We start from the raw sequence: 14,689 nt of genomic DNA on the forward strand, positions 1-14,689 counted from the left end.
CATGACCCCTCTCAAGCTCACACTGGTGGTGGCCTGCGCGCTTGTCGACGCCGACAAGCGCGTCCTGATCGCGCAGCGCCCCGAGGGCAAGGCGCTGGCCGGCCTCTGGGAATTTCCCGGCGGCAAACTCGAGCCCGGCGAGCGGCCGGAGCAGAGCCTGATCCGCGAGCTGCATGAAGAGCTCGGCATTACCGTCGCCGAGCCGTGCCTGGCGCCGCTAACCTTTGCGAGCTACGGCTACGAGACCTTCCACCTGTTGATGCCGCTCTACATCTGCCGGCGCTGGGAGGGGATGGTCACCGCACGCGAAGGCCAGACCCTCGCCTGGGTCCGTGCCAACAAGCTGCGCGACTACCCGATGCCGCCCGCGGACATTCCGCTGATCCCGCATTTGATTGATTTGCTGATGTGAAGCCGGACCTCATCCTGAGGAGACCGCGAAGCGGTCGTCTCGAAGGATGGCCACACGGCAAGAGCGGGGCCTGCATGGTTCGAGACGGCGCTTACGCGCCTCCTCACCATGAGGATCACTCTTCCCCCGCCTTTTTCACCGCCTCCGCAAGACTCGCCTTCGCCGACCCCGGCTTGAGCGGCTGCTGCTGGCTTGCATGCGGGGCCCAGCCGGAGAGCCAGATGATGTCGAATGTCGCGCGGATGCGGCCGTCGGAATCGGCAAAGCGTTCGGCATAGATCTCGGCCATGCGCAGCAGCGTCGCGCGCCGGCTCGGCGTGCGGCGGCGTTCGATCAATACATTGGCCGCGCCCATGCGCCTGATATCCTGCATCAGCGCGAAGGCATTGGCGTAGCGCACCACGACACGGTCGACGTCTGTGACCGGCAGCGCAAAGCCCGCGCGCTGCAACAGCGCGCCGATGTCGCGCAGATCGGCGAACGGCGCGACGCGCGGCGACACGCCGCCTTCGCATTCGGCTTCGGCGGCAGCAAAGGCCTGGCGCAGCTCGGTGAGGCTGTCGCCGCCGATCATCGCGGCCAGCACCAAGCCATCCGGCTTCAACGCGCGCCGGACCTGCGCCAGCACGCCCGGCAGGTCGTTGACGAATTGCAGCGCCAGTGCCGAGACGACGAGATCGAGGCTCTCGGGCGTGAAGGGCAGCTTCTCCTCGCCGGTTTCGCCAAGTGCAATCCGCTGAAGTGACGGCAGCCGCGCGCGCAGGACCGCGAGGCCTTCACCGGGCGTCCAGAGATCGGCCGGAGCGTGAAACTCCCGCATCACCGCGGCGAGCCGGTCGGACATGTCCTCGGTCACCCGATCGAGCAGGAAGCTCACGGCGCCTTGCGCGTGCGCACGGCGTTGCCGCGCGTGCAGCAAGGCCCGATCGAACAGGGCGGGCGGGGTTTGCACGTTCTGAGCCATGCCGCTGGTTACGCCGATCCAAGTCGTTCTGGCAACCGTGTCCCGGACGCAGTGCGGCACCAAGTGACGCGCCGCGCTGCGTCCGGGGCACCAGACCGAGCCGCTTGAGCGGATTGTCGCAGAGCGCTAGCCTTCCCGGATGGAAGCCGACGCCGCCCCTTCCCGTTCGATCGCGACCCCTCTGCGTGCCGCATGGACGGCCGGCCGTCATGCGCTGGCGCGCGCGGCACGGCTCGCGCTCGACATTGCGCTGCCGACCTTGTGCGTGTCCTGCCGCGAGCCGGTGGATGGCGAGGGCGTGTGCGCGGCCTGCTGGGCGCGGCTGTCGTTCATCGAACGGCCCTATTGCCCGCGCCTCGGCATCCCCTTTGTCTACGATCCCGGCCCCGACATGCTGTCGATGGAGGCGATCGCGAGCCCGCCGGCCTACCAGCGCGCGCGAGCAGCCGTGCGCTATGACGACGTCGCGCGCACGCTGGTGCATGCGCTGAAATACCAGGACCGCACCGATCTGGCGCCGGCGATGGGCCGCTGGATGGCGCGCGCGGGCGGCGAGTTGCTCGCCGGCGCCGACATGCTGATCCCCGTTCCCCTGCACTGGCGACGGGCCTGGCGCCGCCGCTACAACCAGTCCGGGGCGCTGGCGCGGAGCATCGAGCGGCAGAGCGGGGTGAAAGTGCGAGGCGAGGTGCTGCGCCGGGTGCGCGCCACCGAGCAGCAGATCGGCCTGTCGCGGGCCCAGCGCGCCACCAATGTGCAGGGCGCATTCCAGGTATCTCCCGACCGTCAGGCCGAGGTGCAGGGCCGCCGCATCGTCCTGATCGACGACGTCCTGACGTCAGGGGCGACGCTGGATGCCTGCGCCCGTGCCTTGCTGCGCGCCAAAGCGGCCCAGGTGGACGTGCTGGTCTTTGCCCGGGTTGTGGAGGTCAGGTGAAGTCCCATATAATTCAATGAATTCATGACATGAGAGCGCCAGACAAGATGACCGCCGCTGTCGAGATCTACACCAGACCAGGCTGCGGCTATTGCTCCGCGGCCAAATCGCTGCTGACCCGCAAGAAGGCGACCTTCACGGAATTCGACGTCGCCAGGAACCCGTCCTGGCGCGACGAGATGTACGACCGCGCCGGCGAGGGCTCGACCTTCCCGCAGATCTGGATCGGCGGCAGCCATGTCGGCGGCTGCGACGACCTCTACGCGCTCGACCGCGAGGGCAAGCTCGACGGCATGCTCGAAAGCGTGAAGGCCGAATCATGAGCGACAACAGGACCTTCACCGCCGCGATGGTGCAGATGCGCACCGGCCTGATGCCCGAGCCCAGCCTCGCGCAGGCCACCAGGCTGATCCGGCAGGCCGCGGCCAACGGCGCCGACTACGTGCAGACGCCCGAAGTCAGCAACATGATGCAGCTGAACCGCAAGGCGCTGTTCGAGCACCTCCAGAGCGAAGAGAACGACGCCTCGCTCAAGGCTTACCGCGCGCTCGCGGCGGAGCTGAAGATCCACATCCATGTCGGCTCGCTGGCATTGCGTTTCTCGGACGAAAAAGCGGTCAACCGCTCGTTCCTGATCGGGCCCGAGGGCAATGTGCTCGCGAGCTACGACAAGATCCACATGTTCGACATCGAGCTGCCGGACGGCGAGAGCTATCGCGAATCCGCCAATTACCAGCCGGGCGAGACCGCCGTGATCTCCGACCTGCCCTGGGGCCGGGTCGGGCTGACGATCTGCTACGACGTGCGCTTCCCCGCGCTCTACCGCGCGCTGGCCGAGAGCGGCGCCTATTTCATCACGGTGCCGTCCGCCTTCACGCGCAAGACCGGTGAAGCGCACTGGCACGTGCTGCTGCGCGCACGCGCGATCGAGACCGGTTGTTTCGTGTTCGCCGCGGCGCAGGCCGGCCTGCACGAGAACAAGCGCGAGACCTATGGCCACTCGTTGATCATCGATCCCTGGGGCGAGATCCTCGCGGAAGGTGACGTCGAGCCCGGCATTATCATGGCCACGATCGATCCCGCCAAGGTCGAGACCGCGCGCCGGGCGATCCCTTCGCTCCAGCACGGCCGCCGCTTCGGCGTCGCCGACCCCAAGGCCGGGCCGGATCATCTGCATCTGGTGCGGGGATCGGCATGATTCGCTACGCGCTTCACTGCGACCGCAACCACGCATTCGAAAGCTGGTTCCAGAGCTCGTCGGCCTACGATTCGCAGGTGAAGCGCAAGCTCGTGACCTGTCCGATCTGCGGCTCGGCCAAGGTCGAGAAGGCGATCATGGCGCCGCGCATCGTCGGCAAGAAGGGCCGCGGGCCGGCCACGCCTCCGCCGGAGCCCGCTTCAACACCCGTGCCCGAGGCTGCGCCGTCAGGACCGACCCCGCTGCTGATGGCGCAGGAGCGCGAGCTGCGCGCCAAGATCAAGGAGCTGCGCGACCACATCGTGAAGAACGCCGACAATGTCGGCGAGCGCTTTGCGAACGAAGCCCGCGCGATGCACTACGGCGACAAGGAGCATCGGCCGATCTACGGCGAGGCCTCGCCCGACGAGGCCAAGTCGCTGATCGACGAAGGCATCGAAGTCTCGCCGCTGCCGACGCTGCCGGAAGACAGGAATTGACGCGCGAAGCGCGTCATCCCGGGATGGTCCGAAGGACCAGACCTCAGATGCGCAATTGCGCATCGGGGGATCTCGAGATTCTCAGGAGCGCAATTGCGCTCCATAGTTCGCCCTTCGGGCGCCCCGGAATGACAGTCAACTACGCCCCCACCAACACCGCCACGCCGACCACGATCAGCGCGATGCCAAAGATCTCGCGTGGCGCGATCGGCTGCTTGAACGAGTAGTACGCCACGCCTTGTGCGAACAGCACCTCGATGAGGGCGAGCGTGCGGACATTCGCGGCCGCGGTCAGCGCGAACGCCAGGAACCAGAACTGCGAGGAGAAGGCGCCCATGAAGCCGGCGAACAGCGACGGCTTCCACAGGCCAAGGATCGCCTGCAGGATCTTGGGCGCGCGCCAAAGCAGGTAGATCGTCAGAATCAGAGTCTGCACGAACAGGCCCAGCACCAGCGTGAAGGACGCCGCCGTTACGAAAGACACGTTCGGCACCGTGATGATGGCGCCGCGGAAGCCGACCGCGGACAGCGCGAACGCCGCGGCCGCCACAAGCCCCAGAATGGTCGGCTTCAGCTCGGCAAAGCTTTTCTCGCCGCCGGGCCGCAGCGCCGTGATGACGACGCCGATTGTCGCAACCACGATCGCCAGTACCTTCAGCAAGGTGAGATGATCGCCGAGGAAGACGAAGCCGAAGATCGCGGTCTGGATCGCCTCGGTCTTGAGGTATGCCGTCGTCACCACGAAGGAGCGATCGTTCATCGCCAGCAGCATCAACCCGGTGCCGACGATCTGGCTGAGCGCACCGAGCAGCAGCCACGGCCAGAATACCGACGGCGGCATGCCGAGATGATCGCCTGTCGCGACCAGCACGACGCCAAGAAACAGCAGCGAGAACGGGAAGCCGAACAGGAAGCGGATATTGGTCGCACCCCACGTCCCCAGCGGCTTCGTCAGCGACCGCTGCATCGCATTGCGCGCGACCTGCCCGAGCGCGGCAATGATGGTGAAGGGAATCCAGAGGCTGGTGATGGTGAGCATGGGGGTGGGTGGGGATGGTGTGGCAGGAGAGGATTTGCGGCCAACCTGCCGCTAGCGCTCAAGCAGGTCAATCACAGGGATGTCATGGGTGCGATGCTCTCGCTACAAACGCCGATGTCGTCCCGGCGAAGGCCGGGACCCATAGCCACTGGATTTGGTTTGGCGAAGATTCGTGGTGACGAGCTCGCGCTGCAACTTCTCCCTGGGGGTATGGGTCCCGGCCTTCGCCGGGACGACACCGTGGGTGTGGATGCAGCTAGGCCGCCACGAACAGCCCCTCACACCATCCCTTCCGCCACCACCATGTAGTTCACGTCCATGTCGGAGGAGAGGGTCCACTTGTCGGCGAAGGGTGAGTAGACGACGCCGGTCTGCTCGGTGATGACGAGGCGGTTGTCGAGCAGGTATTTCGTCAGCTCGTCGGGGGTGACGAACTTGTTCCATTCGTGGGTGCCGCGCGGCAGCCAGCGCAGCACGTATTCGGCGCCGACGATGGCGAGAGCAAAGCTCTTCCAGTTCCGGTTCAGCGTCGAGACCACCATCAGCCCGTTGGGCTTGAGCATTGCGGCGCAGCGCTTCAGGAAGACGCCGACGTCGACGACGTGCTCGACCACCTCCATCGCCAGCACGATGTCGAAGCGCTCGCGCGGGTCGATCTCCTCGACCGTGGTGCAGCGGTAGTCAATCGCAAGATGGCTCTTGTCGGCGTGCAGTTTTGCGGCCGCAATATTGCTCTGCGAGGGATCGACGCCGATGACCTGGGCCCCTAGCCGCGACAGCGGCTCGCAAAGCAGGCCGGCGCCGCAACCGATGTCGAGCACGCGCAGGCCGCCGAGGCAGTTGAGGCTGCGCACGTTGCGCTCGAACTTGCGGCAGGCGGCGTCGCGGATATAGCCGAGCCGCAACGGGTTGATCCGGTGCAGCGGCGCCATCTTGCCCTTGGGGTCCCACCACTCCGCGGAGAGTTTCGAGAATTTCGCGATCTCGGCGGCGTCGACGGTCGAGCCCGGCTGGGCAGTTGCGGAAGTATTTTGCTGCATGCTCATGGTTACGCGCGGTCCTACCGCGTGGTGATCGAACTACGGAAGGCGAGCGGCGAGGCGATGGTCCTGATCGTCTCGATCCCCTCGCCGACACCGCGAATGGTCACGTCGCCGTAGTTGAGAATACGTCCAAGAATCGTCTGATCGACGTCGACGCTCTCGACCTTGTCCAGCGCCATCTCGAAGGTGCGGCGCTTGATGAACCCGGTCTTGTGCACAACCCTGAGGTTGGTGACGTCGGTCTCGGTGGTGAAGCGATGGAACCAGCCCTTCACGGTCCAGTACAGGGCGGCCAGCGCGACCAGGCCGGAGCCGAACAGGGACAGGATCATCACGCTGTAGATGTCGCTCTGCCGGGACAGGGCGAACAGGGCCAGGGCCACGATCCAGGCCACAATCGCCGGGAAATAGAAGATCCAGTGCGCATTGGTCGAATACAGCACCCGCTCGCCCGGTTGCAGGATCTCGTCGATGTAACGCGCCATGATCTCGGTTAACCCATTACCCCCGAACCGGACCTCGAGCCTGCCCCCGCAGGAACCCGCTTGCCCCCGGCCCCGCCGCTATGTATACGCGCGGTCGGTGTCCGCGAGGCCCGTCCAGTGCGGGTCACCATACTGATCCTTATGAGGGAATGCACGCGTCGTCATGAGCCGCCTCGTGATGAAATTCGGCGGCACATCCGTCGCCAACATCGAACGCATCCGCAACGTCGCACGCCATGTGAAGCGTGAGGTCGACGCCGGCCACGAAGTGGCCGTGGTCGTCTCGGCGATGTCGGGCAAAACCAACGAGCTGGTGGCCTGGTGCACCGAGGCCTCGCCGATGCACGATGCGCGCGAATACGACGCCGTCGTCGCTTCCGGCGAACAGGTGACCTCCGGCCTCCTCGCCATCGTGCTCCAGAGCATGGGCATCCAGGCCCGCTCCTGGCAGGGCTGGCAGATCCCGATCAAGACCAGCGACGCCCATGCCTCGGCCCGGATCGAGGACATCGACGGCAGCGAGATCATCAAGCGCTTTAGGGATCGCAAGGAAGTCGCCGTCATCGCCGGCTTCCAGGGCATCAACCCCGAGACCAACCGCATCACAACGCTCGGCCGCGGCGGCTCCGACACCTCGGCCGTGGCGGTCGCCGCCGCCGTCAAGGCCGACCGCTGCGACATCTACACCGACGTTGACGGGGTCTACACCACCGACCCGCGAATCGTGCCGAAGGCCAAGAGGCTCGGCAAGATCGCGTTCGAAGACATGCTGGAACTGGCCTCGCAGGGCGCGAAAGTGCTCCAGGTCCGCTCGGTGGAACTCGGCATGGTCCACAACATGCCGATCTTCGTCCGCTCGAGCTTCGACAAGCCCGAGGATATCGACCCGCATGCCAACCAGCCGCCCGGCACGCTGATCTGCAGCGAGGAGGAGATCATGGAAAGCCACGTCGTCACCGGCATCGCCTTTTCGAAGGACGAGGCCCAGATTTCGGTGCGCCAGATCGAGGACAAGCCGGGCGTCGCCGCGTCGATCTTCGGTCCGCTGGCGGATGCCAACATCAACGTCGACATGATCGTGCAGGGCGTCTCCGAGGACGGCAAGACCACCGACCTCACCTTCACGGTGCCGGCCGCGGACTTCACCCGCGCCAGGGATACGATTACCGCCGCCAAGGGCAAGATCGGCTATGCCCGGCTCGATACCGCCACCGACGTCGCCAAGATATCGGTAATCGGCAGCGGGATGCGCAGCCACGCCGGCGTCGCCGCCCAGGCGTTCTCGGCCCTCGCCGGACGGAATATCAACATCCGGGCCATTACAACCTCCGAGATCAAATTCTCGGTATTGATCGACACCGCCTATACCGAGCTTGCGGTGCGGACCCTGCATACGCTCTACGGCCTCGATCAGGCTTAGGCTAATTTTCTCTTAGCGGTCGCAGCAAACGCGAAGGTGTACACACCTTCGCGTCTGGCAGGCGTTTTGCTTGGCAAAACAAGCCCCAATTCGCTATACGGCGAACAGGGTGGGCTGCCACATACTGTGCCCCAGTTGAGGCGGTGCTGATTCGGCTCAGGCGCCAAATCTGAAGAAGATTTGGACCCGGGCCGGCGCCGGATGAGCAAATTCGTTGTTTTTCTGGATTTTCGGGCGAGCCGCCGGGACCCCCTTTCGGGCCCGGCTGACGGAGGAGACTGAGGGTACATGCGGAGCGCGTCGGGAGGTCCCCGCGTCTTGTTGAGACGGCTCCGCGAAACCATGGCGGAGCAGGTCTCGGCCCAGGAGCGGCTGGACAAGATCGTGGTGCTGATCGCCGCCAACATGGTGGCCGAGGTGTGCTCGGTCTATGTGCTGCGCATCGACAACACGCTCGAGCTCTACGCCACCGAAGGTCTGAACCGCGAGGCGGTGCACCATACCGTGCTCAGCGCCCATGAGGGCCTGGTCGGCCTCGTCGCCAGCGAGGCGACGCCGCTCAATCTGAACGACGCGCAGAGCCATCCGGCCTTCTCGTTCCGCCCGGAGACCGGCGAAGAGATCTACCACTCCTTCCTCGGCGTGCCGATCCTGCGCGCCGGCAACACGCTCGGCGTGCTGGTGGTGCAGAACCGCGCCAAGCGCACCTATGTCGAGGAAGAGCTCGAGGCGCTGCAGACCACCGCGATGGTGCTGGCGGAGCTGATCGCCTCCGGCGAATTGTCGGCGCTGGCCCAGCCCGGCCTCGAGCCGGCCGCGCGCCACTCCATGCAGAGGGTCGGCGCGATCCTGTCGGAAGGCATCGCGCTCGGCCATGTCGTGCTGCACGAGCCGCGCGTCGTCATCAAGGACTACATCGCCGAGGACCTGCCGAAGGAAATCAAGCGGCTGGACACCGCGCTCGCCAAGCTGCGCGCCGATCTCGACCGCATGCTGGAGCGCGGCGACGTCGCCGAGGGCGGCGAGCACCGCGAGGTGCTGGAAGCCTATCGCATGTTCGCCAACGACCAGGGCTGGTCGCACAAGCTGCACGAGGCGGTCGCCACCGGCCTCACCGCGGAAGCCGCCGTCGAGCGCGTGCAGTCCGACACCCGCGCGCGCATGCTGCGCTCGACCGATCCATACCTGCGCGACCGGCTGCATGACCTCGAGGATCTCGGCTACCGCCTGATGCGGCAGCTCGTCGGCCAGGACCACGCGCCGTCACGCGAACAATTGCCCGACAATGCCATCGTCATCGCCCGCGCGATGGGCCCGGCGGCGCTGCTCGACTACGACCGCAAGCGCCTGCGCGGCATCGTGCTGGAGGAAGGCACCGCCAACTCCCACGTCTCGATCGTGGCGCGCGCGCTCGGAATCCCTGCGGTCGGCGAAGTGCCGAACGCGCCCGGTATCGCCGATCCCGGCGACGCCATCATCGTCGACGGCACATCGGGCTCGATCTATGTGCGCCCCTCGCAGGAGATCGAGGCGGCCTTCGCCGAGCGCGTGCGCTTCCGTGCCCGCCGCCAGGCGCAGTACCTCGCGCTGCGCGACCGGCCCTGCGTCACCAAGGACGGCCAGAAGGTCGAGCTGATGATCAACGCAGGTCTCGCCATCGACCTGCCGCACATCGAGGACACCGGCAGCGCCGGCATCGGCCTGTTCCGCACCGAGCTGCAATTCATGGTCGGCCAGAGCCTACCGCGCACCAGCGACCAGCTCGCGCTCTATCGCACCGTGCTGGATGCGGCGGGCAGCAAGCCCGTCACCTTCCGCACCCTCGACATCGGCGGCGACAAGGCGCTGCCCTATATGGAAGCGGTGATCGAGGAGAATCCGGCGCTCGGCTGGCGCGCGATCCGGCTCGGGCTCGATCGTCCCGGCCTTTTGCGCGGCCAGATCCGCGCGCTGCTGCGCGCCGGCGGCGGCCGCGCGCTGCGCATCATGTTCCCGATGATCTCGGAGGTCGCCGAATTTGATTCGGCGAAGGCGCTGGTCGAGCGCGAGCTCACATATCTGCGCCAGCACGGCCACACGCTGCCGGAGCGGATCGACATCGGCACCATGGTCGAGGTGCCGGCGCTGCTGTATCAGCTCGACGAGCTCCTGAAGAAGGTCGATTTCATCTCGGTCGGCTCCAACGATCTGTTCCAGTTCCTGTTCGCGGTCGACCGCGGCAATGCCAAGGTCTCCGAGCGCTTCGACACCATGTCGGCGCCGATCCTGCGCGCGCTCCGCGACATTGCCCGCAAGTCCAATGCGGCGCAGAAGTCGCTGTCGCTCTGCGGCGAGATGGCCTCCAAGCCGATCGGCGCGCTGGCGCTGATCGCGATGGGCTATCGCTCGCTGTCGCTGTCGGCAACCGCGCTCGGCCCGGTCAAGGCGATGGTGATCGATCTCGATGCCAAGAAGGCCGAGGCGATGCTCGGCCCGTTGCTGGATGCGCCAAGCGGCAGCGTCTCGATCCGGCAGAAGCTGACGGAATTTGCCGAGGCCGAAGGCCTGGCCTTGTAGCGGGCCTGTCGCCCGCGTCCCGCCGCCTCGCCGCCTTCCGCCATTTGAGACTTACCCGATGTCGTCACTCCCCGAAGCCAAACTGGACGTCCTGCTCGCGCATCACGCTTCGCTCGAGGCCGAATCGCTGGGACAGCTCGCCTCCGAGCGCTACGTGCAGATCACGCGCGAGCTCGCCGAGATCACGCCGCTGATCGAGGCGGTCAAGACTTACCGGTCCGCGGTTAAAGAACTCGCCGACACCGAGGCGCTGATCGCCGATCCCGCGACGGATGCGGAGATGCGCGGCATGGCGGAAGCCGAGCGCGACGAACTGGCGCCAAGGATCGAGGATCTCGTCCAGAAAATCCGCGTCGCGCTGCTGCCCAAGGACGCCATGGACGACCGCAACGTGGTGCTGGAAATCCGCGCCGGCACCGGCGGCGACGAGGCTTCGCTGTTCGCCGGCGACCTGTTCCGGATGTACGAGCGCTTCGCCAGCCTGCAGGGCTGGAAGGTCGAGGTCATCTCGGCGAGCGAAGGCACCGTCGGCGGCTACAAGGAAATCATCGCGGAGGTGCAGGGCCGCGGCGCGTTCTCGAAGCTGAAGTTCGAATCCGGCGTGCACCGCGTGCAGCGCGTGCCCGACACCGAGACGCAGGGGCGCATCCACACCTCGGCCGCGACGGTGGCGGTGCTGCCGGAGGTCGAGGATGTCGACGTCGACATCAAGAACGATGATCTGCGCATCGAGACCATGCGCGCGCAGGGCGCCGGCGGCCAGCACGTCAACAAGACCGAATCGGCGATCCGCATCACCCACATCCCGACCGGCATCGTGGTGATGATGCAGGACAGCCGCTCGCAGCACAAGAACCGCGCCTCGGCGATGAACATCCTGCGCTCGCGCATCTACGACGCCGAGCGGCAACGCGTCGATGCGGCGCGCTCGGCCGAGCGCAAGGAAAAGGTCGGCTCCGGCGACCGCTCTGAGCGCATCCGCACCTATAATTTCCCGCAAGGGCGCGTCACCGACCACCGCATCAATCTAACGCTCTACAAGCTGCCGCAGGTGATCGCGGGCGAAGCGCTTGGCGAATTGATCGACGCGCTGACCACCGAGCACCAGGCCGCACAGCTCGCCGCGCAAGGCGCGGCGGCGTGACGCCCCGCGTGAGCGATCCCTTCACCGGACAATCGATCGAGAGCGCACGGCGTGCACTGGCGGCGCGGCTGCGATCGGCGCAGCTCGAGGAAGCCGAGCTCGACGCCCGCATCCTGCTTGGTGCTGCGCTCGGCCTCGATCTCACCGGCCTGATTGCGCAGGCCGCCCGGCTTCTCACGGAGGCGGAGGCCTCGCGGATCGCGCAGCATGCGCAACGCCGGATCGCGGGCGAGCCGGTGGCGCGCATTCTCGGCACGCGCGAATTCTGGGGCCTGCCGTTCCGCCTGTCGGACGCAACCCTGGTCCCACGCCCCGACACAGAGACGGTGGTCGAGCGCGCGCTCGAGCTTTTCCGCGAGCAGAAGGCAATCCAGCAGCCACGCATCGCCGACATCGGCACCGGATCCGGCGCGATCCTGCTGGCGCTGCTGCACGATATTCCCGGCGCCTTCGGCGTCGGCACCGATCTCAGCCTGAACGCGCTCGAGACCGCCAGGGGCAATGCCGTGACCCTTGGCCTTGCCGACCGCTCCGCCTTCGTCGCCTGTTCCTATTTAGCGGCGCTCCGCGGCCCATTCGACCTCATCGTGTCGAATCCGCCCTATATCCCTTCCGCCGAAATTCCGAAATTGAGCATCGAGGTGCGCGAGCACGATCCGCATCTGGCGCTCGACGGCGGCAATGACGGATATGACGCCTACCGCGCCCTGATCCCGCAGGCGGCCGAGCGTCTCGCGCCCGGCGGAGCGCTGATCGTCGAGGCCGGACAGGGCCAGGCCCGAAATATTGAAACCCTTTTGACGGCTGCGGCGTTGGTGGTGGACAGGCCGCCCAAGGCCGATTTGGCGGGTATCCCACGGGCCGTTTCGGCCCGAAAAATGCCCCCATAAAAGCCGGATTGGCCTGTAAAAACCACTTGGAATATCCCTTGGGAACGACTACCTTCTACTCAACACATCGGTGTCGGCCCCGTACACCTACGGGCGAAAGCCGGGCTCTCGGGCGAGAGCTTCACTGATTTTAGGTTCCAAGCCGCAGGTCCTGTTAAGCGCGATAGCCCATTGAGGTGCGCAGCTTTCCGACCGCAAAGTGAACGAAAGCCTGATATTGCGCGCGAAGACTAACGCAAGAAACCAGGGCTTGTTTTGGCAGGCAAAATGAATGGGTTCGCTGGCAATGAATGCTGGCGGGTGGGGAACGCGTCTTTGTTGAACGCGACGGTCGACGAACATTGGCAGGGTTCAAGCCGCCTCTTGCGCGCGGTGCGCGTGAGCGATGTGAACCGCTGTCATCAGGTCACTCCTAGCAATCAGTAATGCGTGCAACCTTTAGGGCTGGAATTAAAGGCAGGACATGAGAAACGGTCAGAACAAGCAGCGGATGCGCAACCGCAACAACAACAATAACAACAACCGGCGCGGCCAGAACCCGATGACCCGGGTCTACGAGTCCAACGGACCCGATATCAAGATCCGCGGCACGGCTTCGCATATCGCCGAAAAATATCTGCAGCTCGCGCGCGACGCGCGCTCCTCCGGCGACCCCGTTGCGGCCGAGAACTACTACCAGCACGCCGAGCACTATTTCCGCCTGATCGCGGCCGCCCAGGAGCAGTTCCGCCAGAACCAGCAGCCGCGCGGCGACGAGCCCATCAGCAGCAATAGCGACGACGGTGAAGACGACGGCGAGAATTTCTCGAATTTCGGCCAGGAGCCGGGCTTCGTCCCGCAGCCGCAACAGCAGCAGCCCTTCATGCGCGACCGCGACGGCCAGCGCGATCATCATCAGCGTGATCACCAGCAGCGTGACAACCAGCCGTCGTACCAGCGCGACAACCAGCAGCCGCGCGAGCACCGCGAACGCGACCATCGTCCGCAGCCGCAGCAATATCAGCCGCAGCCAATGCCGCCGAACCAGCCGCAGCCCGTCATCGCCGATGCCGGCAGCGTCGATCGCCTGCCCTCCTTCATCACCGGCGCACAGCCGCAAGTGAATGTCGGCGCGAACGGCGGCCAGACTGGCTTCGAGGGCGGTGGCGGCGAGCGCTTTCCGCGCCGGCGGCGCCGGCCGCATGGCCCGCGCCCCGAGCGCGAAGCCGCTCCGGCCGCGTCCAGCGACGATCTGGCGCCCGGCGAGTAAGCTCCTTCGGATTTTCTGATCTGCATCGTCCCGGCCTCGCGCCGGGACGATTTGTTTTCAGCTGCGCGTCACCGTCGAGGACGGCACCAGCACCGGCTTCAACGAGGGAATCAGCCGCGCCCGCTCGCGCTTGGCGGGGATCGCGCGATAGACCTGCTTGGTGGCCTCGACGATGTGCACGCCGGCGAAGGGCAGCGACAGCGCCGCGCCGGCACGCTCCCACATCTGCGCCGATTTCAGCACCCAGCCGCCGGCATAGGGCGGCATGAACAGCGCCTCGCCCCAGGCGGTCGGCGTGAACCAGGTCTGGCGCAACAGATCGGTGATCTGCGAGCGCGAATAGGGCCGGCCGTGGCCGAACGGCGTATTGTCGCTGCGCGTCCACACGCCGCGCCGGTTCGGGATCACCGCGATCACGCGGCCGGACGGCGACAGCACGCGCCACACCTCGCGCAACAGCGCAGCCGGATCGTCCGACATCTCCAGCGCGTGGACCAGCAGGATGCGGTCGACCGCGGAATCGGGAAGCGGCAGCGAGAATTCATCCACCAGCGAGGCCAGCGCCGGCCGCCCCGTAGGCCATTTCAGGACGCCCTGGGCCGCCGGCATGAAGGCGAGGCAGCGCTCGGCGTCCTCCCGGAACAGTCCGAGATAGGGCGTGGGATAGCCGATGCCGAGCACGCGCTGGCCCTCGGCGCGCGGCCAGCGCTCCCTGATGCCGCGATTGATCATTTGCCGCGCCACAATCCCGAGGCGACGGGAATAGAACTCGCGGAGGTCGACGACGTCGATGCTCATGACGGCAATGTAACATGCGCAAGGCCGCCGCTGCGCGCTGAATATTGCATTGCCTGCGCAACGTTAACGCCATAT

The 14,689-nt window shown here is 66.2% G+C and carries 15 protein-coding genes; 10 read left to right on the plus strand and 5 right to left on the minus strand.

The window, feature by feature from the left end; translation table 11 throughout:
- Position 1: 1 nt before the first annotated feature.
- The gene (locus EI171_RS03440) at positions 2–412 is read left to right on the plus strand and encodes a (deoxy)nucleoside triphosphate pyrophosphohydrolase (RefSeq protein ID WP_028175803.1); all 411 of its coding nucleotides are present in this window, start codon (positions 2–4) and stop codon (positions 410–412) included.
- A gap of 115 nt (positions 413–527) precedes the next feature.
- On the opposite strand, the gene EI171_RS03445 is transcribed toward EI171_RS03440, so the two are convergent.
- Positions 528–1,376: a methyltransferase domain-containing protein gene (locus tag EI171_RS03445; RefSeq protein WP_161532602.1), complete on the minus strand. Its 849-nt coding sequence runs from the start codon at positions 1,374–1,376 to the stop codon at positions 528–530.
- 139 nt (positions 1,377–1,515) lie between these two features.
- Here EI171_RS03445 and EI171_RS03450 point away from each other — a divergent pair, with 139 nt between their 5' ends.
- From EI171_RS03450 to EI171_RS03465, 4 genes are read left to right on the plus strand one after another with little or no spacing between them, the layout of a single operon-like run.
- On the plus strand, positions 1,516–2,313 hold the full coding sequence (locus EI171_RS03450) for a ComF family protein (protein WP_161532603.1): 798 nt from the start codon (positions 1,516–1,518) through the stop codon (positions 2,311–2,313).
- A 47-nt stretch (positions 2,314–2,360) separates the two neighbouring features.
- The gene (grxC, locus tag EI171_RS03455; protein WP_028175800.1) at positions 2,361–2,636 is read left to right on the plus strand and encodes a glutaredoxin 3; all 276 of its coding nucleotides are present in this window, start codon (positions 2,361–2,363) and stop codon (positions 2,634–2,636) included.
- Positions 2,633–3,511: a carbon-nitrogen hydrolase family protein gene (locus EI171_RS03460; protein ID WP_011083043.1), complete on the plus strand. Its 879-nt coding sequence runs from the start codon at positions 2,633–2,635 to the stop codon at positions 3,509–3,511. Before grxC ends, EI171_RS03460 begins: the two co-directional genes overlap by 4 nt.
- On the plus strand, positions 3,508–3,990 hold the full coding sequence (locus EI171_RS03465; RefSeq protein ID WP_011083044.1) for a DUF1178 family protein: 483 nt from the start codon (positions 3,508–3,510) through the stop codon (positions 3,988–3,990). The genes EI171_RS03460 and EI171_RS03465 overlap by 4 nt, the downstream gene beginning before the upstream one ends.
- Before the next feature lie 139 nt (positions 3,991–4,129).
- Here EI171_RS03465 and EI171_RS03470 read toward each other — a convergent pair whose 3' ends face one another.
- The 3 genes from EI171_RS03470 to EI171_RS03480 form a co-directional block, all read right to left on the minus strand.
- Positions 4,130–5,029 (minus strand): EamA family transporter, encoded by a 900-nt coding sequence (locus EI171_RS03470; RefSeq protein WP_011083045.1) that lies wholly within the window; start codon positions 5,027–5,029, stop codon positions 4,130–4,132.
- 278 nt (positions 5,030–5,307) lie between these two features.
- The gene (ubiG, locus tag EI171_RS03475) at positions 5,308–6,075 is read right to left on the minus strand and encodes a bifunctional 2-polyprenyl-6-hydroxyphenol methylase/3-demethylubiquinol 3-O-methyltransferase UbiG (RefSeq protein ID WP_038966657.1); all 768 of its coding nucleotides are present in this window, start codon (positions 6,073–6,075) and stop codon (positions 5,308–5,310) included.
- 14 nt (positions 6,076–6,089) lie between these two features.
- The gene (locus tag EI171_RS03480) at positions 6,090–6,557 is read right to left on the minus strand and encodes a PH domain-containing protein (RefSeq protein WP_011083047.1); all 468 of its coding nucleotides are present in this window, start codon (positions 6,555–6,557) and stop codon (positions 6,090–6,092) included.
- 163 nt (positions 6,558–6,720) lie between these two features.
- On the opposite strand from EI171_RS03480, the gene EI171_RS03485 reads away from it, so the two are divergent.
- The 5 genes from EI171_RS03485 to EI171_RS03505 all read left to right on the plus strand — a co-directional run bounded on the left by EI171_RS03485 (position 6,721) and on the right by EI171_RS03505 (position 13,816).
- Entirely contained in the window at positions 6,721–7,977 is a 1,257-nt protein-coding gene (locus EI171_RS03485; protein WP_011083048.1) for an aspartate kinase, read from the plus strand.
- 288 nt (positions 7,978–8,265) lie between these two features.
- Positions 8,266–10,533 carry a phosphoenolpyruvate--protein phosphotransferase gene (ptsP, locus tag EI171_RS03490; protein WP_161532604.1) on the plus strand — a complete coding sequence of 756 codons (2,268 nt, stop codon included), beginning with the start codon at positions 8,266–8,268 and terminating at the stop codon, positions 10,531–10,533.
- A 58-nt stretch (positions 10,534–10,591) separates the two neighbouring features.
- Positions 10,592–11,677 (plus strand): peptide chain release factor 1, encoded by a 1,086-nt coding sequence (gene prfA / locus EI171_RS03495; protein WP_011083050.1) that lies wholly within the window; start codon positions 10,592–10,594, stop codon positions 11,675–11,677.
- The gene (gene prmC / locus EI171_RS03500) at positions 11,674–12,567 is read left to right on the plus strand and encodes a peptide chain release factor N(5)-glutamine methyltransferase (RefSeq protein WP_202633101.1); all 894 of its coding nucleotides are present in this window, start codon (positions 11,674–11,676) and stop codon (positions 12,565–12,567) included. Before prfA ends, prmC begins: the two co-directional genes overlap by 4 nt.
- Positions 12,568–13,030: 463 nt before the next feature.
- Positions 13,031–13,816: a DUF4167 domain-containing protein gene (locus EI171_RS03505; RefSeq protein WP_161532605.1), complete on the plus strand. Its 786-nt coding sequence runs from the start codon at positions 13,031–13,033 to the stop codon at positions 13,814–13,816.
- Positions 13,817–13,873: 57 nt separating this feature from the next.
- On the opposite strand, the gene EI171_RS03510 is transcribed toward EI171_RS03505, so the two are convergent.
- Complete coding sequence (locus EI171_RS03510; RefSeq protein WP_011083053.1) at positions 13,874–14,614, minus strand: methyltransferase domain-containing protein; 741 nt, start codon at positions 14,612–14,614, stop codon at positions 13,874–13,876.
- Between the last annotated feature and the right edge of the window lie 75 nt (positions 14,615–14,689).

Source organism: Bradyrhizobium sp. LCT2 (genome assembly GCF_009931255.1).
GTDB classification, from domain to species: Bacteria; Pseudomonadota; Alphaproteobacteria; order Rhizobiales; family Xanthobacteraceae; genus Bradyrhizobium; species Bradyrhizobium diazoefficiens.

What these genes read in the sequence shown, in the direction of transcription:
- grxC (WP_028175800.1), top strand. Translation starts at nt 2,361, where the DNA reads ATGACCGCCGCTGTCGAGATCTACACCAGACCAGGCTGCGGCTATTGC.
- EI171_RS03465 (WP_011083044.1), top strand. Translation starts at nt 3,508, where the DNA reads ATGATTCGCTACGCGCTTCACTGCGACCGCAACCACGCATTCGAAAGC.
- EI171_RS03440 (WP_028175803.1), top strand. Translation starts at nt 2, where the DNA reads ATGACCCCTCTCAAGCTCACACTGGTGGTGGCCTGCGCGCTTGTCGAC.
- EI171_RS03510 (WP_011083053.1), bottom strand. Translation starts at nt 14,614, where the DNA reads ATGAGCATCGACGTCGTCGACCTCCGCGAGTTCTATTCCCGTCGCCTC.
- prfA (WP_011083050.1), top strand. Translation starts at nt 10,592, where the DNA reads ATGTCGTCACTCCCCGAAGCCAAACTGGACGTCCTGCTCGCGCATCAC.
- EI171_RS03450 (WP_161532603.1), top strand. Translation starts at nt 1,516, where the DNA reads ATGGAAGCCGACGCCGCCCCTTCCCGTTCGATCGCGACCCCTCTGCGT.
- EI171_RS03470 (WP_011083045.1), bottom strand. Translation starts at nt 5,029, where the DNA reads ATGCTCACCATCACCAGCCTCTGGATTCCCTTCACCATCATTGCCGCG.
- EI171_RS03480 (WP_011083047.1), bottom strand. Translation starts at nt 6,557, where the DNA reads ATGGCGCGTTACATCGACGAGATCCTGCAACCGGGCGAGCGGGTGCTG.
- EI171_RS03445 (WP_161532602.1), bottom strand. Translation starts at nt 1,376, where the DNA reads ATGGCTCAGAACGTGCAAACCCCGCCCGCCCTGTTCGATCGGGCCTTG.
- ptsP (WP_161532604.1), top strand. Translation starts at nt 8,266, where the DNA reads ATGCGGAGCGCGTCGGGAGGTCCCCGCGTCTTGTTGAGACGGCTCCGC.
- EI171_RS03460 (WP_011083043.1), top strand. Translation starts at nt 2,633, where the DNA reads ATGAGCGACAACAGGACCTTCACCGCCGCGATGGTGCAGATGCGCACC.
- EI171_RS03505 (WP_161532605.1), top strand. Translation starts at nt 13,031, where the DNA reads ATGAGAAACGGTCAGAACAAGCAGCGGATGCGCAACCGCAACAACAAC.
- EI171_RS03485 (WP_011083048.1), top strand. Translation starts at nt 6,721, where the DNA reads ATGAGCCGCCTCGTGATGAAATTCGGCGGCACATCCGTCGCCAACATC.
- ubiG (WP_038966657.1), bottom strand. Translation starts at nt 6,075, where the DNA reads ATGAGCATGCAGCAAAATACTTCCGCAACTGCCCAGCCGGGCTCGACC.